Source organism: Aquimarina discodermiae (assembly GCF_040786235.1).
In the GTDB taxonomy this organism is placed as follows: Bacteria; Bacteroidota; Bacteroidia; order Flavobacteriales; family Flavobacteriaceae; genus Aquimarina.
The window spans coordinates 150994-171203 of sequence record NZ_JBFMKP010000006.1 but is presented as its reverse complement, the minus strand read 5'-3'; the positions used below and the strand labels follow the sequence as shown (position 1 = coordinate 171203).

The following is a 20210-nucleotide window of genomic DNA, read 5'->3' as shown; positions in this document are numbered from 1 at the left end:
TATCTAATTGTTTGATATTAATTTGTAAGAATTTTTGAAAAAAAGTGTTTTTAATCTATTTTTTTTGTTTTTAAAAGTGTTTTTTGATTCTTTTTTAGTGTTAATGTAAGAAAATTAATTCAATATTAAACCAAAATTCACCGGTATCTTACAGGTTTACATGTAAGTTTTTTAGACTTTTTTAATTCTCTGAGGCTTGCCTAGAAATGTTAAAATTGTTTATCCGGCGGATGCCTTGAGCTTGTTTTGAGGTAGTTGACTTAGAATTCCCCGACGCTTGTATGGCTGGATAAGAGAAAAGTTTGAAAGCCTTAGGTTTTCATAAAACAAAAAATAAGTTTTTTCCCGTTAAATGTCTTGAGGGCTTGTCCCAAGTATCATGTACTTTGTTTTTTATGCTAGTTTACTTGTTATTAGGTGTTTTTCTGAGTTATTTCGCTTGCCAATTTTGTTCGTTTATTGGGATTAAAATACCTCTGTAAAACACCACCTTTTACATTGTTAACATCAAACTCTATTACAAAAGCGTTATGGTCTATTTTTTCGAGTAAGCGATATGTTTTTCTAATATCTATACGATTTACAATGGTGTGTATAATTCTAGTCTCGTTCTGTTGTCCCGATGTGCCGTAGCCAGAAACACCTTTGTATACCGTGACACCAACACCTATTTTTTGAGTAAGTCCTTTTTCAACAAGTTCTGCTTTACGCGAAATAATTGTAAATCCTATAAAATCCTCAAAGCCTTCGATTACCAGATCAATTACTTTTGCTGTAATAATATAGGTTAATATAGAATACATCGCGATTTCTTTAGAGATAAGAAGTGCAGTAATTCCAAAGAGTACTATATTAAATAAGAGTATTGTTTTTCCTATGGTCACACCAAATTTTTCGTAAATAAAAATACCCAAAATCTCTGAGCCATCTAGTACAGAACCGTTTCTTATAGATAAACCGATTCCTGCCCCTAAAAAGAGCCCACCAAAAATAGCTATGAGTAATTTATCCTCTGTAATTATAGGAAAGCTTTCTAGGCTGATTGAAATAGATAAAAGAACTATAGAAATAATAGATTTTATGAGTATCTCTTTTGAAATTGTGAATGCTCCAAGAATTAAAAAAGGAATACTAACCAAAATCAGAATTATGGCTATGTCCAAACTGATTTTTTCACTTAGTAGTATGGCAATTCCGGTTACTCCCCCGTCTAAAAATCCATTGGGTAATAAAAAAGCTTTCAAACCAATACTAGCAAGAAGAATACCGATAATGATTTGAATATATTCTTTAATAAAGTTAAGTATTGCTTTCTTTTTCATAGTTGTGGTGAATTCTAAATGAATAACAACATATGTGTTTTGATGCTGTTATAAATTCAAGATTATTTTGAGTCAAAAAATATCAATTTATAGAAGACTATCTAGCAATGATACCTATGACCTTTTTTTAGTGATTTACTGTTTTCTATAGGCGTTTTGTTTTGTGGTATTATCATACATTTTGATTTTTTAATTCATTATCTCTGGTTCTGAAATGCCCAGGGCGTTATACAAACTGGCATTTGCTTTTAAAAATTTAATTTGTAATGTATTGGCTTTTAATTGGGCTTCGATAAGTTTTTGCTCTCGTGAGTTTACTAAGAAAAGTGAACTCTCACCTAATTCAAACTTGCGTTCTTCTGCGGTAAGCATAGTTTTATAACTGATCACAATTCCTCTAATTAAGCTATTTTGTTCTTGTAATGATACAATCTCGGCATTTGCTTCAATAATTCTATTCTGAAGTGTAAGAGAGGTAGCTGCTCGTTCGAAATTTGCATCTTTTAATTTTAAATCTGCAAGTTTTACGTCACCTCGCTCTTTTCGTAAAAATAGCGGGATGCTAAAATTAACTCCTGCTTTATAATTTGCTGTATTAAAGCTATTAAGTTGGTCACCGTCGGGGGTGATAAAATTATACTGAAAATCCAATTTAGGTAATAACTTATTTCTTTTGAGTGAACGATCTATTCTTACTCCGTTTATTTTGGCGGTAATGGTGCGTATTTTGGGATGGTTTTCAAGAATTTTGAGATTATTTGTAATCCCTTCCAAATATAATGAATTTGATATCGCACTGCTATCTGGAAATACTGGGCTAACATTTTCTTTTATCTCTAGAGGTACGTCGTTTAGCCATAAAAAAGTACCAACTTTTAATGCGGCTTTTCTAGTTTTTAATCTTGCTGCTTCAAGATTAAGCTTTCTTGTTTCATACGTTATTTTAGCCTCTGTAGTATCTATTGATGCTTTGTCCCCCGATTCGACACTTCGTTTTATACCTTGAAAACGAAGCAGAGCATTGCTTAAAAAATCAGCATAAATTTCTTGTTCGGTATTGGCTTTTACCCATTTAAAATAAGCTAAGCTTGCTTCAAAAATTAGATGGTTAACGAGTAATTCTCTTTGTGCTTTTGTCTGATCTATAAAAAACCTGGCTTTTTTAAGCATGGCCATTCTTTCATTAATTAAGAAGCCTTGAGCCAATGAAAAAGAAACCCCTGCACTATATAATCCTCCGTCAGGTACTGTAAGGTTCGGATTTAAGAATTGGCCTGTGTTTTCTTCAAAATTAGCTTTAAACTCTATACCGTACCAAGTAGGTATTTTAAAGGTTGCATTGAGTTGATCATAGTATTCTGTTTGTTTAAATTTTTTACGGTCATAATCTACCGATACTTTTGGATCAAACCCTCCTCTGGCTTTCAATAAATTTGCTTCCCCAATACTGAGCTGCAGATTGGCTTGTTTTACTAATGGGTGGTATTGTTTTACATAGCCTAAGTATTCTTCAAAAGAAAGTACTTGTTGCGATGAATTTAGTTCGTTTTGGGCGAATGTAGTTTTCGCAAAAAGAAACAAAATTAATGCTGATATGTATTTTGTAGGTGCATTCATTACTGATTTACTTTGTCTTTTTTGTGCTTTCTTGAGGTGTATAATAATTTGGAGGAAAACCATTAAGCTGTCGCCAGATCTCATACCAAATAGGTACATCTTCTAGAAGGGCAATAGTCATAGCTCCTGAGCCAATACGTATATTTTTTGGCCATGCTTCGGCTTCTTTGTCTGGCGCGATCAATACCCTAAATTTTCCATTATCACTTATAAATGTCTCGATAGCGATGACTTTACCAGAATAGGTTCCGAAAGAAGCTCCTGGCCATCCGCTAAATACTATTGCAGGCCATCCATCAAATTGAATACGTACACTTTCATTGATATGAAGTAATGGTAAATCTATGGGTTCGACAAAAGTTTCTACAGCCAAATCATAGTTTGAAGGCATTATTCCTACTAGTTTTTCTCCCTCTTTAAAAGTTTCTCCAATACCATTTTTTATTGCCTTATTGATATATCCATTTTGTGGTGCAGTGATATACATCATTGCATTTCGCATTTCATAGTTTGTTGATTTGTTATCTAATTTGCTTACTTCTACTTCTGCTTCATATTGATTGGATTCTGCGGTAAAACGATCACTACTGGCTTTAGCGATCTTGTCGGCATAAGATGCGGCGATACGGCTTATCTCTACCTCGGCATTGATCACCTCGTTACGAGCAGCTAATAATTTATTCTCTTGCGATACAAGTTTGGCTTGGGTTTCCTGTAGTTTTAATCGTTTTTCTTCTACATCTTTCATTGCTTTTAAGCCTTCTTGTTGAAGTGTTTGGGTACGATTAAACTGTTTTTCGGCAATATTTTTGTTGGTACGTGCGGCCTGTAAATCGATACTGTCACTTTTAACCTTGAGACGCGATTGAATTACCTTGTTTTCGGCTTGTTGTAATTTTAGGGTACGCTCTCTGTTAAGTGCCGTAATCTGACCTTGCAATGCAGTAATTTTACCTTGATACGATGCAACAGATCTGCTCTTGGCTTCTCGCTGTAATTTGGTTCGTTCTACTAATTTGGGATCTTGATATTCATTTTTTATTTCAGAAATAAATAGAATGGTATCTCCTTTTTTTACAAAATCACCTTCTCTTACATACCATTTTTCAATACGCCCAGGAATTGGTGATTGTATTGTTTGTGGCCGTTGATCTGGTGTTAATGTGGTTAGATATCCTTTACCAGATACATTTTGAGTCCAAGGTAAGAATAGTATAACCATACCTAAGATGGCAAATGCCAATAAAAATCGATTAAAAACTTTAAAGTGGCGATTTTTAAAAGCTTTCGTAAAAGCACTATACCCCTCTAATGTGACTTTTTGATTAAGTTTATTATGTGAGATATTAAGCATTATTAGTTGTATTTAGGGTTCCTTGATGTAATTTTATGGTATGTGTACAATGTTTCCTCCATAATGGATTGCGAGACGATACAATAATCGCCCAAGGTTGTGATACATCTGTTAGATAATCGATAATTGATTTTGCATCTGAGCTTTCAAAATATTCTAAAGGATCTTTAAGCAATAGCATTTCTGGGTTGTGTACAATGGCTCTGGCAAGCATAATACGTTTTGAAATGGTGTAAGGTATTTGCTGCCCTTCTGGATATAACATAGTCTGTAAACCATTGGGTTGCTTCTTTATAAAAGGTAATAAACCAATATTGTGTAGTACTTCGTTAACTCTATCTCTAGATATATCAGGATCACCAAATGTTATGTTTTCTAGTATGGTTCCTTCGAATGGAGCTTGTTCTGGAAGTACTTGTCCTATTTTTCTTCGATAGCGATTAGGCCATATTCCTTTTATCGAAAAGTTATTGATATATAACGAACCTTGTGTAGGTAATAGTAATCCAGACAATAATTTTAGCAATGTGGTTTTGCCTGAACCCGATGTGCCATCAAGCAATAAACGATCTTGCTGACCAATAGTAATATTGATGTTTTTGAGAATAGAAATACCATCAGATGTTGTATAATCTACATCTTCTAATTCGACTTTTAAAGGTTGGGGCGTTTCAAAAGGATCTATTCCTTCTTGAGCTTCTAGTTTTTTATCGACTACCTGTCCAATTTTTTCGAGTGATGTTAGTACATCGTAGAAGGTCTCCAATCCTTTAATCAGCTTTTCTACAGAGCCTATTACCAAAAGTATAATGATTTCGGCTGCTACGAATTGCCCGATATTCATTTGTTGATTTAAGACTAGTAATCCACCTATTAATAAAAGCCCGGCCGTAACTAAAATTTTAAAGCCTATCATCTGGATGAATTGAGTGATTAACACCTTAAAATGACTCTCTCTTGCTTCCAGATAATCGGTAGTGAGTTTGTCATTACGAAGCATAGCAAGTTCTGTGTTTCCTGATAGCTTAAAACTTACCAGAGACCTTGATACTTCCTGAATCCAGTGTGCTACTTTATACTTCTTTTTTGATTCTAGTAAACTTGTTTCTAATCCCTTTGATGCTGTAAATTTAAATACGATATATATCAACAATATGAGTAGGATACCATAAATAATAAAAAAGGGGTGATAAAAAGATAATAGAATGATCCCAAAGATGATTTGAAGAAACGCCGCAGGAAAATCAATTAATATTTTTGATAATCCTTTTTGAACGGTTAGCGTATCAAAAAACCTATTAGCTAATTCAGGAGGGTAGTAGTTGCGAAGTTCATCGGCTTTTATTTTAGGAAATCTAAAAGCAAATTCGAAAGAAGATCGGGTAAAAATCTTTTGCTGGATACTCTCTAGAATACGAATTTGCATTAATTGAAGACCACCTTGAAAAACTACGCCCAAAGTCACCAGAGATACAAGTACCATCCATGATGAAGAAATCTGCGCGCCTTGAATCAAATTAATTATTGCTTGGATTCCTAGAGGTAATGACAAAGCCACCAAGCCCGCAAAAATAGCATAATAGAATATTTGCCTGATATCTCGTTTGTCAAGTTGTAACAGTCCAATAAGTCGTTTCCAAGGTGACATAATTTCTTTCATTAATCGGTTGTTTTAAGTGATGTAAATACAAGATTTGTATAAAAATCTGTAGGTGTTATTGTTTTATTACAATCTGTAATGGTTGGAAAATGCTCTTTTAAAAAGTGTTGGTGTAAAGAGCCTTCTATTATTGTACTCGCAAGCGTTGTTGGGTATTTATAGTTTGGATTTACAGCAGTTATAGCTTCCTTTATTCGGGTAATTAAGCGTTTGTAAATAAAGAAATACCCTTCTTTATTATCACTATCTACTTCTTTAGTAAGGAATGATTTTGAGTATTCGTTGATGACGATTTTATTTAATTTTACTTCGTCTATATGAGAGAAATTAGAATCAGATTCTATGGCTCGAGTGGTAAGCAGAATAATTTCTTCCAGCTTTTTCTTCGGATCAGAAATGCTAAAGGTTTTAATAACAATATGATATTCTATCCAGGCCCAATACCAAGCAGTGAGGTATAGTAAAAGTTTATGTTTATTCTCAAAATAACGATAAACAGAACTCTCGTTAGAATTTATTAATACTCCTAACTTCTTAAAAGTAAACGCTTCAAAACCTATATCATTAATTAAGGTGATACTATTTTCAATTATACGCTTACCTAAATTAGAAGATTCTGGATCTTTAATATAGGTCTTTTCATTCACCTTGATTTGTAAATTTCTAAGTAGCTCATGCATAATTATATATTTACTCTCAAAATTAATAGTATTACTTTTAAATACAGATAGTTTAACTTTTATTTGTGAGTGTATTGTGGTTGTTTTAAAAATGGTTTTTAGTACATAAATTTGGTAGTGGTATCAAGGTAGCTTTAAAAGGATCCCTTATGGCATTTAAAGGTCATAAACTAAATCGATTGAATATGTTTGCCATAATATACTTTCTTCTAAATGAGTGATATTTGTATGTAATAACTACTATGGCAAGTAAAATTACAAATATCAAAGACCACAAAATTTCTAAGTTCAAATGGTTATGTAATAACTCTAGCGCTCTTTTAAATACTGTTAATAATAGATAAAGAGCAATGAACTTAGAAGAATTTTGTGGTATACTCAGGTCACTTTTTAATTGAACGCTGACTAATTCTAAAAAGAAATATAGTAAAGTTGAGTTTGCTAAAAAATCAACCAAAAAGTGTACATCCATAAGTATATTATTTCTACGTTTTTACTCTTCAATAGCAATATCGATGATGCTGTTAATCTTAAGCTTTTTGCCTTTTATGTTCTTAAAGAAATCTTTGACAGTTTCTTGTTGAGTTAACAACTCGTTAATACGGTTATTATCATATTCACATAAATCGTCTGCATTTCCTTCTGTTATAGAAAGACGATGTAGTTTGTGAAAGTTTATTTTAATATTTAATACACTGTTTATGATGTCGCAAGCTTCAGCAGTAGTAAAGCATCCATCAATTAAATTTATTCTTTGTTCTGTAATTATTTTATTAGATATTTTCAAGGTTTCCATAATTGCTTTTTTGTTTTTTATTTGCCTGTTATGATATCAGGGACATCTGCAGTATGCCTTCTGAAACAAAAATTTATTTCAAAAAAGGGCTATTATTAATAACACTTAAAAACGCTAGAAGCACGTATGTTAACATCATAATAGCCCTTCAAAAAAAAGGGAGGGATAGTTTTGGCTTTAACTTATGGGGTAATACAATCACTTTTACTTGATTCTTAGTTATCTTTTTACTGTTAAAGCTTATCCCGTCTTTTTTTACAAAGATGAGGAGTATTGTTTATATATTTTTATTTATATTTATTATGTAATACATTAATATATTTTATGAACTATACATTGCACCAGTTAGAGATATTCAAAAAAATAGCTGAATTAAAAAGTGTTACGAAGGCTTCTGAGGCTCTTTTTTTAACTCAACCAGCGGTTTCAATCCAGCTTAAAAATTTTCAGGAACAATTTGATATCCCTTTATTTGAGGTAGTAGGAAGGAAGTTATATATTACCGAGTTTGGAGAAGAAATAGCGCTTGCGGCACAAAAGATTTTGGACGAAGTAAAAGCAATAAATTATAAATCCTTAAACTATCAAGGTAAGCTATCTGGAGCTTTGAAAATTGCAATAGTATCTACTGCCAAATATGCAATGCCTTATTTGCTTTCAGGTTTTTTAGATAAAAATGAAGGAGTAGACTTGACGATGGATGTTACTAATAAAGCATCAGTTATAAGAAGTTTAGAAAATAATGAGGTGGACTTTGCAATGGTTTCTACTATACCTAAAAAACTTGCCATAGAACGTATCGAACTTATGAAAAACAAACTGTTTTTGGTGGGTAGCAAAGAGAATATAGATGTTTCAAAAAACATTTCGAAAAAATCTTTTGAAAAATTACCGCTTATTTTTCGTGAAAATGGTTCTGCTACGCGATTAGCAATGGAAAACTATATAACAAAAAGTAAAATTAAAGTTTTTAAGAAAATGGAGCTTACTTCTAATGAGGCTGTAAAGCAAGCGGTAATTGCTGGTTTGGGTGTGTCAGTAATGCCTCTAATAGGTATCAAAAACTCTTTAAACATGTTTGAGCTGCAAATCATACCGGCAAAAGGATTACCAATTCAAACTAACTGGAATCTAATTTGGTTAAAATCAAAAAACTTATCAATGGTGGCAAAGTCATTTGTCGATTATATAAATGAAAACAAAGAATCTATAATAAACGAGCATTTCGGATGGTTTGAAAACTATTGATTGCATCTTTTTTACGGTTTGTTAGCACTTTTAGAAATCTCTTATTTTTATCTTGATGATTTTATATGGAACTTAAAATTAATCAATAAAAAAGAGGGTGCTCGAAAAACCAAGCACCCTCTTTTTACGAAATATTATAAAAATATTTACTTCACCAAAATATTAGGTTGTAAGTGATGATACATATTTAAATTACTTCATCACTTATTGTTTTATCTTCTATGATTGTATTTGTTGTATCAATTTCTTCTGTTGGTACAATTATTTCTTGTATTTCTTCCTTAGCTTTTTCTACTTCAACTATTTCTTTTGTTGCATCCACTTCAGAGCTTTCTTTTTCTTCAGATGTGTTTATTCGTAATGCTTTAAACTTATCTAATTGATCTTCTTCTCCTGTAAAATACGGAAATACATCCATGATCGGTGACTCTGCTATGGCAGGTATTGTATAATCGCCTGTAGTCCCTTTCATCGCAGCATTTGTATTGTCAAAAGCTTCTTTTACATCATTTGCTTGCACTAATAAGTACATATTTGTTTTTCTTTCCTTACCACTTTCTTCGTCATATGCTATTAACGAAACTTTGGATTTAAACCAACGATCAGAATTCTCTACCGGATGTATTTCTGCATAGTTCGCCACTTTGATATTCGTGATTTTAAATTCTTCACTTATATATGCAGACATTTCTTCGTTTATTCTTGTTTCTGCTTCCGTATAGGAGATGGCATCTACCAGATAAGGTTCTGTTGTGACCTTTTGCACTCCAGATTCATTTATTTTTCTATACTTTACTTTACATTCGTACCAAGTTGCGCTCATAGTTTTTTTTAAGGGTGTCAAATATAGATTTTATAATAAGTCCTTACATTACTATTTTGGAATAGATATTCACAAATTTTTAAATTATTGCAACTTAATGGTATCATAATTAATTTTCTGTTTCGACTAATTCGTCGGTTGGTGAGTTAGATGATGGTGTTGTTTTTTTCTTTCTTTTATGTTTATTATTAAAGTTTATAGGAATTGTTATGGCAGCTTGAAAAGCTAATCCTCCAACAGCATTTGCTCCCATGTCTCCCCAGGATGCATTACCTGATGATGCACTATCGATCATCTCTTTTATCGATCCAACCAACATGGTGGTAGAGAGAGATATGAGTCGTTTTTTGAGTTCTGGAAATTCTTTGTATTTGTTATGTATTGATAAAAATGTATAGGTTGCTGTACTGATACCGAAAGAACCAATACTGTGTTTAATTTTATCTTCTTGCCAAAAATCTGTGCTAGTTATGTTTTGGGCTTTTGCGCCAATGCAAATTATTAATGCGATAAATAGTACTGTTCTCTTCATAATTGTTGGTTTTTAGAATAGAACAATGGGGGTATTGACCATTGTTTTAATGTGTTTACTAAATATTGTTACGGTAAAACAGTTGTTTTTATACTGTTTGAGTGTCGAAAATACTTTTTTAAGACTTTGTTAAGAGTAAAATTTCGATGAAATGCAGATTTGTGTCGTTTAATGGTAGTTTTGTTCGATGAGTGGTAGTTGAATGATAGTTGTTAAAGAGTTTTTTTAAGAATATTTTATGGGTTCAAAAAAGTGAGGAAAGACAAAATAGATAATTGCTCTACCGATTTTTAGCATTGAACAGGGAGAGTTAAGTAGAAAGGCAGTGTGGAGAGGGGTATTATCAGGTTTACTAATGTAGTATACGTTCTGTAAGCCTATCTTTTTTTTAGATATATAAAACAAAAGACCGTAAAGAAATAAACTTTCTTTACGGTCTTTATTGGTATTGTTTTAAAAGCTCTTTAGCTGTTGCAAGCTTTTAAACAAGCGTCTCTTTCTATATTGCATATAAAATGAGAATTTTGCCACAGGCATTGAAACCAGCGTAGACCACAAAGGTCTCCGCATGATATATCACCTTGTCCATTGATTTTTTGTAGCTCAGATTTGCTAAGCACTTTTCCAAAAGAAGAAAACTTTTTTTTCATGTTTTAAGAGTTTTTTGGTTAATGATTTTTTTAAAAATAATTAAAAATCAAACGCTTAACTTCAGATTCGTTCTCTTAAAGGTTATTATTTAGATTTTCGCAATAATCGATCGATTCTTTTGTCATAAACGTACTTTTTAACAAACTTTTTGATCACGGTTTTCTCTTTATAATCAATGGATCTGATTTTTAATAAGAATCTAATTGACCAAAGAATTATAAAGGTAAAAAGGTAGTGTATTCACAATAGGGTAATTATTAGGCGCCTTTACTAATAATATCAAAAAACTCTTTTCTAAAATGAGGTTCTAAGAACTGTCCTCCGTATTCTATGGTAGTGGTAGAACTACTCTTATCCTTAATGCCTCTGGAAGAAACACATAAATGCTCGGCGTTGATAACAACAATTACATCTTGTGTTTGTAAAGTGTGTTGCAGGTCTTTAAGGATTTGTAAACAGAGTCGTTCCTGTACCTGAGGGCGATGCGCATAGTAATCTACTAACCTATTAATCTTGGATAATCCAACCACTTTGTCTCTTGGGATGTATCCTATATGAGCAGTTCCTACAATGGGTAAGAAATGATGCTCGCAAGAAGAATCGATCGTGATATTTTGTTCGACCAATATCTTTTGGTATTCGTATTTGTTTTCAAAAGTAGATACTTTTGGTCTGTTTTGAGGGTTTAAGCCATAAAACAATTCTTTTACATACATTTTGGCAACTCTATAAGGTGTTCCAGAAAGGCTGTCATCTGTCAGATCAAGTCCCAACTCTTCCATGATTTTTGAAAAGTGATGTTGAATGTTTTTAATCTTTTCATCATCAGGTTTTTCAAACGCATCTGTTCTTAATGGAGTTTGACTGTTGGTAGAAATATGTGCATCTCCAATCCATTCGATTTGATCTTTACTCATAATAAGGTTTCTAAAGTGTTTTGTTACTACAACATTTTTGATTTTGACATCTGCAATATTTCTGATTATAAAAATGTAAAACAACCAAAAATAGAGTGACTCCATAGATTATCTTTTCTGGTAAAAAGATAATGTGTAATTTTTCATTGATAATAATGAGGAGTAAAAGAAACCAGCTTATCCATAAAGCATATTTTATATGAGTTTTCGAAGTAGTTTTTACAGACCATCGAACTGCCATGAAGGATAGTACTAAGAAGACCATATCCAAAAGACCCCACCAAACCGGATGTTCACTGCTAAGTATACCTGTTCCGGTGGGCGTCAGAAAAAGAATAGGAGTAGCTAAGCAGTGTAGAAAACATAAGCTACTTGCTATAATCCCAAGAGTATCCGATTTTCGAGTTATGCTTGATATGTTCAAATCAAAAAATTGTTTACAGTAAGTTGCAAAGATAGTATCTTTTTTAAACGCAACAAAGTTGCGTTTAAAAATTTTGCCTTGGTAAAATTATTTTGAGTATTCGAGGGACTTTTTCTATTTTTTACATTTGTTACAGATACCGATTACCAAAAACTGAGTTTCAATTGGTGCAAATCCCGGTAGGTTGGGTATGGCTATTGTGTTTGGGAGACAAGTTACTTCTTCACATTCCTGGCATTCAAAATGTATATGGTTATGCATTTTGTGTGAATGGCCACAACCATCATTACACAATGCATAATAGGTTTTGCCATTTTTGCCAGTAACAAAATGAACATCTCCTTTTTCTATAAAACGATCTAGTATTCTGTAAATAGTAGTTTTATTAACTTTTATTGGCATTGCTGCCAGGATATCATCGGCAGACATTGTATGTTCTACTGTGGAGAGTATTTCTTTTACCAGCTTTTGTTTTTCGGTATTTCTCGTCCTTTTAGAGTTCATAATAGTTAACGTCAAAAAATAATAGCAAACATTAGGATTTATCTTCTCTATTTTGTGTTAAAAACGGATACAAATTAGTTGTTTTCTAACTTTGGAAGATGGATCAAACTTAATAAATATTATGAAATGAGCAATAAATTAATCTTGTCTTTATATAGAGAACTTGATAGAGAAGGTTTGATTTATGCTTGTAAGTATATTATAAAAGCAAAAAAGTCCAGTATTGCTACCGGACTTTTGCTCCCCCTCTTGGACTCGAACCAAGGACCCTCTGATTAACAGTCAGATGCTCTAACCAACTGAGCTAAGGAGGAATTTTAACTTGCAAATGAAAAATGTTTTTCTCGTTTTGCGAGTGCAAATATATACTATTTTTTATATCTCAAAAAGTTTTTTTTGATTTATTTAATCACATTTTTAAAATATTTTTTTCTTGATACTATAGATTTCTTGGTATGTGTTTGTGATATAGGGTTTTGTTGTTTTTTTTAACTCATTAGTTTTTTTTAAGAATTTCTAGAATTTTTAAACTTCCATGCTATTTCACAAAAAAGCCTTCCCAAATAGTAGAAGGCTTTTGTAAAATTGTATGTAACTGTATTTACTTAAATATCGCTCGATAAATATCGTTACCATTTGCAAACAACAGTAGTGAAATAAGAATAATAAATCCTACCAATTGTGCATACTCCATAAATTTATCATTTGGTTTTCTACCAGCAATGATTTCGTATAATAAAAACATTACATGTCCACCATCTAATGCCGGAATAGGCAATATATTCATAAAGGCCAAAACGATAGAAATAAAAGCAGTGATCGACCAAAAAGATCTCCAGTTCCATTTTTCAGGAAATAGATTTCCTATAGCACCAAAACCACCTACTTGTCCGGCTCCTTTTTTGGTAAATAGAAAGGGTAATTGAGCTATGTAATCTTTAAGTGTCCAATACCCCAATTCAAAACCTTTAGAAATGCTCTCTGCAAAACCATAGTCCATATGTTGTATTTTGATAGCATCTTTATCAGTAGGAGTCATGATAACACCAATTTTTTTGTCTTCATCTAATACAAGATCTACTTCATTTACAATACCACTACGTTCATATTTGATTACTGCTACACTATCATTTTTTCTATGATTATTAAGTGCATACCCAAAATCGGTTTGGTATTTAATAGGGTATCCACCTATTTCAATAATCTTATCGGTTTTTTTAAACCCTGCTTTTTCTGCAGCTCCACCTTCTACTATCGAATCTAGTTTAAAAGGATATCGATAGCTCATTGCCATCATTTGTCCAGATTCGAATATTTTGCTTCCTAAATCCTCTGGTAAGCTTAGAGTTTCTCTTTTTCCGGTTTCATGCTCTACTGTAATGGTTTTGATATCACGCATTAAAAGATGCTTCCCAATTTCGGTCGCATCAAACATAGGTGTTCCATTTACAGTAATTATTTTATCACCTTGTTTCAGTCCAAATTCTTCTAAGGTTTTGCTTACCCCAAACCCATACTTTACATCTTCGGTTTTCACATAGTCTTGCCCCCAGGTAAATACAATTGCGATATAGATCAAAAAACCTAATATGATATTTACGGTGACTCCTCCTAACATAATAATTAATCGTTGCCAAGCTGGTTTTGATCTAAACTCCCATGGTTGTGGTGGGCCAGCCATTTGCTCCTTATCCATGCTTTCATCAATCATACCAGATATTTTAACATACCCACCTAATGGTAACCAACCTATACCATAAACCGTTTCTCCAATTTTTTTCTTGAATAAAGAAAACTTTACATCAAAAAATAAGTAAAACTTCTCTACTCTGGTTTTAAATAATTTGGCAGGAATAAAATGCCCTAGCTCATGCAGTACAATAAGAAGAGATAAGCTTAATAGTAATTGAATAGCTTTTATAAAGAATGGACTCATATGTCGGTTTTCAAAATTAAATGACGCAAAAGTAACCTTTTAAGAGAGTATTTAAAAAAAATCTGTGATGCAGTTCGAGATATTTATAGATTTTTTAATAGAAACGATCATATTATATGATATAATCCTTGTAATTTTGTGGCCTCAAATGTAAGAATGCTTCAATTTTTTTCTAAATATAAATTTTTTGCAATTGTACTTTTCGTGCTTTCTGCAATCATTATTTCTATCATTTATTCGATTCTTAAGCCAAATAGGATATTGCCAGTATATGAGCCTAATATGGTACACACAGATTTAGTAGATTCTACGGTTCAATACGTACGTAAATATCATAAAATAGCAGATTTTAGGCTGATTAATCAAAATGGTAAAACAATAACACAAAAAGATTACGAAAACAAAATTTATGTAGCAGATTTTTTCTTTACCACCTGTCAAACGATTTGCCCAATTATGACAGATCATATGAAAGAAATTCAGAACCAATTGCAAAATGATCACGAGGTGCTATTGTTATCACATTCGGTGACACCACAAATTGATAGCGTAGCACGTCTGAAAAAATATGCAATTCAAAAAGGAGTCGATGATGCAAAGTGGAATTTGGTTACGGGAGATAAAAAAGAAATTTATGATCTAGCTCGTAAATCCTATTTGGCGGCAAAATCAGATGGAGACGGAGGCAAATATGATATGGTACATACCGAGAACTTTGTATTGATCGATACTAGAAAACGTATTCGAGGGTTTTATGATGGTACCAACCCAGAAGATATTGATCGATTATTAGAGGATATTGCTGTTCTGAAAAAAGAAAATAAGTGAAAACTATCGTTTCACAACGGTGTGATTCTCTTATTTTAAGAGTTTAGAGTTTTTCAGTAAGGTATTTTATCCTATTTTTGCGTTGTTTAAAATTAATCTAAATAAATACTTGAAGACTACAATTGCTAACCTCGAGCTTGGTCAGCGTGCGCTGATAAAAGAGGTTGATACAGATGCTGTTCCGTTAAAACTTCTAGAAATGGGATGTTTGCCTGGTAATGAAGTAGAATTACTGCAAATGGCTCCTTTTAAATGCCCCATGTACCTAGTTATAAATGGAAGTCATCTTGCCATACGAAGAGAGATTGCAGCCCGAATAGAAGTTAAGATTATTTAATAGTATTTTATGGGGAAGCAGATAAAGGTCTCACTTATTGGAAATCCTAATACCGGGAAAACGTCGGTTTTTAACTTGCTTACAGGTTTAAATCAGCAAGTGGGTAATTATCCTGGTATTACTGTTGATAAAAAGGAAGGTATATGTAAATTATCTAGAGGGGTTAAAGCACATATATTAGATCTACCAGGAACATATAGTCTTAATGCATCATCGCTTGATGAGAGTGTAGTAATTGAATTACTACTAAATAGAAACGATAAAGATTTTCCTGATGTAGCAGTGGTGGTAAGTGATGTAGAAAATCTTAAGCGAAATTTGTTATTGTATACGCAAATTAAAGATCTTGAGATACCTGTCATTTTGGTAATTAATATGGCAGATCGTATGAAACGAAAAGGGATTTCGCTCGATATCCCATTACTCGAGGAACAGCTTAATACTAAAATAGCATTGATTAGTGCACGTAAAGGTGAGGGGATAGACGAGTTAAAAAAACTTATAGAATCTTATACTTTATTGTCTAAAAAACCCTGTTTGGATGCGTTGTCTTTTGCTCCCGAATATTTTGAGAGGTTACAAAAAGTATTTCCTGATCAATCGATCTATAAACTTTGGTTGGTAGTAACTCAAGATGTTAACTTTAGGAAAGTTTATAAGCAAGAATTAGATGTTGCTCCTGATTTTAAGATTAAATCAGAAAGTGAACTAAAAAGATTACAACAAAAAGAAACCATAAAGAGATATCAATTTATAAATACAGTTCTTAAAAAAGGGCTTGCCATTGATAGTAATGCAGCGACAGGAACCAGAGAACGATTGGATAGAATTCTTACACATAAATTCTGGGGGTATTTTATATTTTTAGCAATACTCTTAGTAATATTCCAAGCAATTTATGATTGGTCTTCATATCCGATGGATCTTATCGATGAAGCTTTTGCCTGGACCAGCGAAACTGTAAAAGAAATGTTGCCTTCGGGACCTTTTGTAGACTTAATTACAGAAGGAGTTATTCCTGGGTTAGGAGGGGTCGTTATTTTCATTCCGCAAATTGCATTTTTGTTTTTGTTTATCTCTATACTAGAAGAAAGTGGGTACATGAGCCGTGTGGTTTTTTTGATGGACAGAGTGATGCGAAAATTTGGGCTGAGTGGTAAAAGTGTTGTACCGCTTATATCAGGTACAGCTTGTGCAATACCTGCGGTAATGGCGACGCGAAACATCGAAAACTGGAAAGAAAGATTGATTACAATTTTAGTAGTGCCATTCACAACCTGTGCTGCGCGACTACCTGTATATCTTATTATTATTGCATTGGTCATTCCCGATAAAAAAGTAGGGTGGATCTTTGGTTACCAAAGCCTAACCTTAATGATGCTTTATTTTTTAGGCTTTATAACTGCAGTAGGGTCGGCATGGATATTAAACAAAGTACTAAAAATAAAAAGCACTTCTTATTTTGTAGTAGAAATGCCAGGTTATAAAATACCGTTGTTTAAAAATGTAGCGATTAATGTGATTGAAAAAACAAAAGCTTTTGTTTTTGGAGCAGGAAAGATAATCCTGGCAATTTCGATTATACTTTGGGTATTGGCAAGTTTTGGACCTAATGATAAATTCGAAAAAGCTGAAGAAATAGTTGCCAATAACTATAGTGATTTATCGCAAGAAGAACGTGATAATAAGATTGCTTCCTATAAACTAGAGTATTCTTTTATAGGGTATGCAGGAAAAGCCATAGAACCTATTGTAGCTCCTTTGGGATACGATTGGAAAATAGGTATAGGAATCATTAGTTCTTTTGCGGCAAGAGAAGTTTTTGTTGGGACATTGGCAACTATTTATAGTGTGGGTAGTGATGAAGATGAGACAATTAAAAACAGAATGGCTGCCGAAATAAATCCAATCACAAGAGGACCTTTGTTTAATTTAGCAAGCGGAATCTCTTTACTTTTGTTTTATGCATTCGCAATGCAATGTATGAGTACATTGGCAATTGTAAAAAGAGAAACTAATAGTTGGAAATGGCCAATGATACAACTTGTTTTTATGAGTGTGTTTGCCTATGCGACGGCTCTTGCCGCATTTCAAATTTTAAAATAGTACCATGATTTGATAGCATCAAGTCAAAAAACAAATGATAGCTGCTTAGTAATTCGTATTTTTGTATTGTAATGAGTATCCTGATTCAGAATATATTAGTTTTTTTCGCGTTCTTGTTGGCCGTTGGTTTTTTGATTAAAAAATTCTTTTGGAAATCTACTGTCAAGAAGAAATCAAAGTCTTGTGGTAGCGGCGGTACTGATTGCGGGTGTCATTAGAAGTTATTTTTTAAACCAACGAAGTGGGGCACTACTTATTAAATAAACACCGCCAAAAATCAAGATACAACAAAGAAGTTTTACAATGGTAATATCTCCTTTATATTGACTGTCTACGATTAAATAGGATATAACAGCAACCAAAATCATCGCTACAGCTGGCTGTACATAGATATAACTACTGGCAACGGTTGGTTTTACATGTTGCAGGGCATACATGTTAAGAAAGTATGCTAAAAAAGTGGGACCAATCACTACATAAAATAATGAAACCCAATTAAAGGTAGCAAAAGCCGTAAAATCTGTAGATACCAATTTTTCTATGCAAAAAGGAAATATGTATATAAAACCAAAGCAAAATGTCCAGGCAATGACGGTTACTGGTTTGTACTTCGACATTAAAGGTTTAACAATTACAAGGTAGAATGCAAAAGATAATGCATTTATACAGATAAAAACATTTCCTAGTAATGAACCGGTTCCTAGACCAGAGTTTCCTAAATAAATAAGTAAAACTGCACCAGATCCCCCTAATATAACCCCTAGGACTCTTTGAAGGGTAAAAGGTTCCTTTAATAAAAAGTAACTAATTATTACCGTAAAGATAGGCATTGCGGTCACAATAATTGCAGCATCTACAGGAGAAGTAAGACTTAGTCCATTCATAGAAAAAAATTGATTGGTCGCTACTCCAAGAAGACCACATAATGCAAGTCTTGGAATATCTTTTTTATCTACAGGGTCCTTGATAAAATATTTAATAATGAGAAATAAAATACCTGCTCCGCTAATTCTAAGAAACACTAGTGCAGAAGCTTCTATTTTTCCAGGCATTAGCCCTTTGGCGACAAGATAATTTGCTCCATAAATTATATTGGTACTTAAAAGGGATAGATGCGCCTTTACTTTGTTTGAAGACATCTGACAAAGTAAAGAAATCTTTGGATCAATTATGTGTAGCTCACCTATTAAGTTTATGTTAAAGCCAAAACACTGACCAAACAAAAATTACTTAAACAATGCCACGTTCTTTTTTGATTAAATCATACGCATTTTGTACTTCTCTAAACTTGGCTTCGGCTCCTTTAATATAGATTTGATCCATGTGTTGTATTTTGTCTGGATGGTACTTTTTTGCCATCGCTCTAAATGCTTTCTTTACTTCGGCATCTGTTGCTGTTTTTTCTATTTCAAGTATTTTGTAAGCATGATCTCCAGTTTTAAAAAACATAGCTTTAATACTCTCATAATCTTTGAGATGTATACGTAAAAAACCTGCAATTTTTCTAATCTCTTCTGCTTCAGAAGTACTGACCATTCCATCGGCATTAGCAATTCCAAAAAGAAAATGTAAAATTTGTAATCTAGACGGGTATCGCGTATGTTGATTAATGTACATACAGATACGTTGTGCAGAGATTTCTCTGCTCTTTATAATCTCATTAAAAGTTCTAAACGTTGCATTTGCGCGCTCTTTTCCATAAGAACTTACAAAATACTGTCGAACATAATCAAGTTCTGTTTGATTTACTTTTCCGTCTGCTTTAATAACAATAGATGATAACGATAACAGATTAAGTTCGAAATCGGCAGGAGTTACTTTGGATTCTTGAGAAAAAACGGTTTTAAAACCTTCTCCGTTACTTGAACTTATCTGACTGTCAAGAAGACTACCCAGTATAAAACCTAAAATGGCACCGGGAACTCTAAAAAATATATACCCTAATATGGCAATAAACCATTTAATCATTCAAATCAATTTTTTGGCTGTAAAGATAATCGAATTATTAAAAGATAATTTTATGTTTTACGTTATATATAAAATGGGTTGCAATAAAAGCAACGTTTTGCAGAAAATCACTTTTAAAAATTGTAACACATGAAAAATCGAAATCTTATTTTGATACTCTGTCTGATACTAATGTCTTGTGATAACGATGATGACAATTCTTCTATTACAGAAGATAAAATTATAGGACGTTTTGTACATCAGATTCCTGATTGTATGGTTGGTCAAGATTCATTGTTAAATTGTACAGAATTTGTGGATTTTATAGATGATACCAAAGTAGATATCTTGATAGGAAGAGGGGATATTGTAAGAGAAACAACCTACGTTCGTGAAGGAAGCAAAATTACGTTAGATAAAAAAAATGGTTTGGGTAGTGATGTTTCATTTATGCTACAAAACGCAAACACATTAAAGCGAATTGAAGATAATACAATCTGGGTAAAATCAGATTAGAAAGCTTTTGTT

The 20210-nt window shown here is 32.7% G+C and carries 21 protein-coding genes and 1 tRNA gene; 6 read left to right on the top strand and 16 right to left on the bottom strand.

What is annotated here, in order from left to right:
- Positions 1 to 413: 413 nt before the first annotated feature.
- The 7 genes from ABW636_RS05500 to ABW636_RS05470 form a co-directional block, all read right to left on the bottom strand.
- Positions 414 to 1322, bottom strand: coding sequence for a YitT family protein (locus ABW636_RS05500; RefSeq protein WP_367588955.1), 909 nt, complete (start codon positions 1320 to 1322; stop codon positions 414 to 416).
- A gap of 189 nt (positions 1323 to 1511) precedes the next feature.
- A complete protein-coding gene (locus ABW636_RS05495; RefSeq protein ID WP_367588954.1) occupies positions 1512 to 2939 on the bottom strand; it encodes a TolC family protein in 1428 nt (475 codons plus the stop codon).
- Positions 2940 to 2946: 7 nt separating this feature from the next.
- Positions 2947 to 4293, bottom strand: coding sequence for an HlyD family secretion protein (locus tag ABW636_RS05490; protein ID WP_367588953.1), 1347 nt, complete (start codon positions 4291 to 4293; stop codon positions 2947 to 2949).
- A complete protein-coding gene (locus tag ABW636_RS05485) occupies positions 4286 to 5953 on the bottom strand; it encodes a peptidase domain-containing ABC transporter (RefSeq protein WP_367588952.1) in 1668 nt (555 codons plus the stop codon). The genes ABW636_RS05490 and ABW636_RS05485 overlap by 8 nt, the downstream gene beginning before the upstream one ends.
- Positions 5953 to 6633 carry a TetR/AcrR family transcriptional regulator gene (locus ABW636_RS05480; RefSeq protein ID WP_367588951.1) on the bottom strand — a complete coding sequence of 227 codons (681 nt, stop codon included), beginning with the start codon at positions 6631 to 6633 and terminating at the stop codon, positions 5953 to 5955. The genes ABW636_RS05485 and ABW636_RS05480 overlap by 1 nt, the downstream gene beginning before the upstream one ends.
- Before the next feature lie 163 nt (positions 6634 to 6796).
- Positions 6797 to 7105: a sodium-dependent bicarbonate transport family permease gene (locus tag ABW636_RS05475; protein WP_367588950.1), complete on the bottom strand. Its 309-nt coding sequence runs from the start codon at positions 7103 to 7105 to the stop codon at positions 6797 to 6799.
- Between the two features lie 21 nt (positions 7106 to 7126).
- Positions 7127 to 7429, bottom strand: a complete 303-nt coding sequence (locus tag ABW636_RS05470; RefSeq protein ID WP_367588949.1) for a hypothetical protein — start codon at positions 7427 to 7429, stop codon at positions 7127 to 7129.
- A gap of 324 nt (positions 7430 to 7753) precedes the next feature.
- Here ABW636_RS05470 and ABW636_RS05465 point away from each other — a divergent pair, with 324 nt between their 5' ends.
- Positions 7754 to 8677, top strand: coding sequence for a LysR family transcriptional regulator (locus tag ABW636_RS05465; RefSeq protein ID WP_367588948.1), 924 nt, complete (start codon positions 7754 to 7756; stop codon positions 8675 to 8677).
- 187 nt (positions 8678 to 8864) lie between these two features.
- On the opposite strand, the gene ABW636_RS05460 is transcribed toward ABW636_RS05465, so the two are convergent.
- The 7 genes from ABW636_RS05460 to rseP all read right to left on the bottom strand — a co-directional run bounded on the left by ABW636_RS05460 (position 8865) and on the right by rseP (position 14464).
- On the bottom strand, positions 8865 to 9500 hold the full coding sequence (locus ABW636_RS05460) for a DUF4494 domain-containing protein (protein WP_367588947.1): 636 nt from the start codon (positions 9498 to 9500) through the stop codon (positions 8865 to 8867).
- Between the two features lie 109 nt (positions 9501 to 9609).
- On the bottom strand, positions 9610 to 10032 hold the full coding sequence (locus ABW636_RS05455; protein ID WP_367588946.1) for a hypothetical protein: 423 nt from the start codon (positions 10030 to 10032) through the stop codon (positions 9610 to 9612).
- A gap of 908 nt (positions 10033 to 10940) precedes the next feature.
- Positions 10941 to 11600, bottom strand: a complete 660-nt coding sequence (folE, locus tag ABW636_RS05450) for a GTP cyclohydrolase I FolE (protein WP_367588945.1) — start codon at positions 11598 to 11600, stop codon at positions 10941 to 10943.
- Between the two features lie 10 nt (positions 11601 to 11610).
- Entirely contained in the window at positions 11611 to 12024 is a 414-nt protein-coding gene (locus ABW636_RS05445) for a MerC domain-containing protein (RefSeq protein WP_367588944.1), read from the bottom strand.
- Positions 12025 to 12138: 114 nt separating this feature from the next.
- Positions 12139 to 12528 carry a Fur family transcriptional regulator gene (locus ABW636_RS05440; protein ID WP_367588943.1) on the bottom strand — a complete coding sequence of 130 codons (390 nt, stop codon included), beginning with the start codon at positions 12526 to 12528 and terminating at the stop codon, positions 12139 to 12141.
- Between the two features lie 240 nt (positions 12529 to 12768).
- Positions 12769 to 12842, bottom strand: a tRNA-Asn gene (locus ABW636_RS05435).
- A 287-nt stretch (positions 12843 to 13129) separates the two neighbouring features.
- The gene (gene rseP, locus ABW636_RS05430; protein WP_367588942.1) at positions 13130 to 14464 is read right to left on the bottom strand and encodes an RIP metalloprotease RseP; all 1335 of its coding nucleotides are present in this window, start codon (positions 14462 to 14464) and stop codon (positions 13130 to 13132) included.
- 156 nt (positions 14465 to 14620) lie between these two features.
- Between rseP and ABW636_RS05425 the strand changes: the two genes are divergently transcribed.
- From ABW636_RS05425 to ABW636_RS05410, 4 genes are all read left to right on the top strand, one after another.
- Positions 14621 to 15292: an SCO family protein gene (locus tag ABW636_RS05425; RefSeq protein WP_367588941.1), complete on the top strand. Its 672-nt coding sequence runs from the start codon at positions 14621 to 14623 to the stop codon at positions 15290 to 15292.
- A gap of 109 nt (positions 15293 to 15401) precedes the next feature.
- Entirely contained in the window at positions 15402 to 15629 is a 228-nt protein-coding gene (locus ABW636_RS05420; protein WP_367588940.1) for a FeoA family protein, read from the top strand.
- A gap of 9 nt (positions 15630 to 15638) precedes the next feature.
- The gene (gene feoB / locus ABW636_RS05415; RefSeq protein WP_367588939.1) at positions 15639 to 17735 is read left to right on the top strand and encodes a ferrous iron transport protein B; all 2097 of its coding nucleotides are present in this window, start codon (positions 15639 to 15641) and stop codon (positions 17733 to 17735) included.
- A gap of 71 nt (positions 17736 to 17806) precedes the next feature.
- On the top strand, positions 17807 to 17953 hold the full coding sequence (locus tag ABW636_RS05410) for a FeoB-associated Cys-rich membrane protein (protein WP_367588938.1): 147 nt from the start codon (positions 17807 to 17809) through the stop codon (positions 17951 to 17953).
- A 3-nt stretch (positions 17954 to 17956) separates the two neighbouring features.
- Here the strand turns inward: ABW636_RS05410 and ABW636_RS05405 are convergent, their stop codons facing one another.
- Positions 17957 to 18874: a DMT family transporter gene (locus ABW636_RS05405; protein WP_367588937.1), complete on the bottom strand. Its 918-nt coding sequence runs from the start codon at positions 18872 to 18874 to the stop codon at positions 17957 to 17959.
- A gap of 91 nt (positions 18875 to 18965) precedes the next feature.
- On the bottom strand, positions 18966 to 19703 hold the full coding sequence (locus ABW636_RS05400) for a TerB family tellurite resistance protein (protein ID WP_367588936.1): 738 nt from the start codon (positions 19701 to 19703) through the stop codon (positions 18966 to 18968).
- 129 nt (positions 19704 to 19832) lie between these two features.
- Here ABW636_RS05400 and ABW636_RS05395 point away from each other — a divergent pair, with 129 nt between their 5' ends.
- Complete coding sequence (locus tag ABW636_RS05395) at positions 19833 to 20198, top strand: hypothetical protein (RefSeq protein WP_367588935.1); 366 nt, start codon at positions 19833 to 19835, stop codon at positions 20196 to 20198.
- The last annotated feature ends 12 nt before the right edge of the window (positions 20199 to 20210 follow it).

What these genes read in the sequence shown, in the direction of transcription:
- ABW636_RS05490 (WP_367588953.1), bottom strand. Translation starts at nt 4,293, where the DNA reads ATGCTTAATATCTCACATAATAAACTTAATCAAAAAGTCACATTAGAG.
- ABW636_RS05475 (WP_367588950.1), bottom strand. Translation starts at nt 7,105, where the DNA reads ATGGATGTACACTTTTTGGTTGATTTTTTAGCAAACTCAACTTTACTA.
- ABW636_RS05425 (WP_367588941.1), top strand. Translation starts at nt 14,621, where the DNA reads ATGCTTCAATTTTTTTCTAAATATAAATTTTTTGCAATTGTACTTTTC.
- ABW636_RS05460 (WP_367588947.1), bottom strand. Translation starts at nt 9,500, where the DNA reads ATGAGCGCAACTTGGTACGAATGTAAAGTAAAGTATAGAAAAATAAAT.
- ABW636_RS05410 (WP_367588938.1), top strand. Translation starts at nt 17,807, where the DNA reads ATGAGTATCCTGATTCAGAATATATTAGTTTTTTTCGCGTTCTTGTTG.
- folE (WP_367588945.1), bottom strand. Translation starts at nt 11,600, where the DNA reads ATGAGTAAAGATCAAATCGAATGGATTGGAGATGCACATATTTCTACC.
- ABW636_RS05455 (WP_367588946.1), bottom strand. Translation starts at nt 10,032, where the DNA reads ATGAAGAGAACAGTACTATTTATCGCATTAATAATTTGCATTGGCGCA.
- ABW636_RS05465 (WP_367588948.1), top strand. Translation starts at nt 7,754, where the DNA reads ATGAACTATACATTGCACCAGTTAGAGATATTCAAAAAAATAGCTGAA.
- ABW636_RS05440 (WP_367588943.1), bottom strand. Translation starts at nt 12,528, where the DNA reads ATGAACTCTAAAAGGACGAGAAATACCGAAAAACAAAAGCTGGTAAAA.
- ABW636_RS05395 (WP_367588935.1), top strand. Translation starts at nt 19,833, where the DNA reads ATGAAAAATCGAAATCTTATTTTGATACTCTGTCTGATACTAATGTCT.
- ABW636_RS05500 (WP_367588955.1), bottom strand. Translation starts at nt 1,322, where the DNA reads ATGAAAAAGAAAGCAATACTTAACTTTATTAAAGAATATATTCAAATC.
- ABW636_RS05485 (WP_367588952.1), bottom strand. Translation starts at nt 5,953, where the DNA reads ATGAAAGAAATTATGTCACCTTGGAAACGACTTATTGGACTGTTACAA.
- ABW636_RS05405 (WP_367588937.1), bottom strand. Translation starts at nt 18,874, where the DNA reads ATGTCTTCAAACAAAGTAAAGGCGCATCTATCCCTTTTAAGTACCAAT.
- ABW636_RS05400 (WP_367588936.1), bottom strand. Translation starts at nt 19,703, where the DNA reads ATGATTAAATGGTTTATTGCCATATTAGGGTATATATTTTTTAGAGTT.
- ABW636_RS05480 (WP_367588951.1), bottom strand. Translation starts at nt 6,633, where the DNA reads ATGCATGAGCTACTTAGAAATTTACAAATCAAGGTGAATGAAAAGACC.
- ABW636_RS05495 (WP_367588954.1), bottom strand. Translation starts at nt 2,939, where the DNA reads ATGAATGCACCTACAAAATACATATCAGCATTAATTTTGTTTCTTTTT.
- ABW636_RS05470 (WP_367588949.1), bottom strand. Translation starts at nt 7,429, where the DNA reads ATGGAAACCTTGAAAATATCTAATAAAATAATTACAGAACAAAGAATA.
- rseP (WP_367588942.1), bottom strand. Translation starts at nt 14,464, where the DNA reads ATGAGTCCATTCTTTATAAAAGCTATTCAATTACTATTAAGCTTATCT.
- feoB (WP_367588939.1), top strand. Translation starts at nt 15,639, where the DNA reads ATGGGGAAGCAGATAAAGGTCTCACTTATTGGAAATCCTAATACCGGG.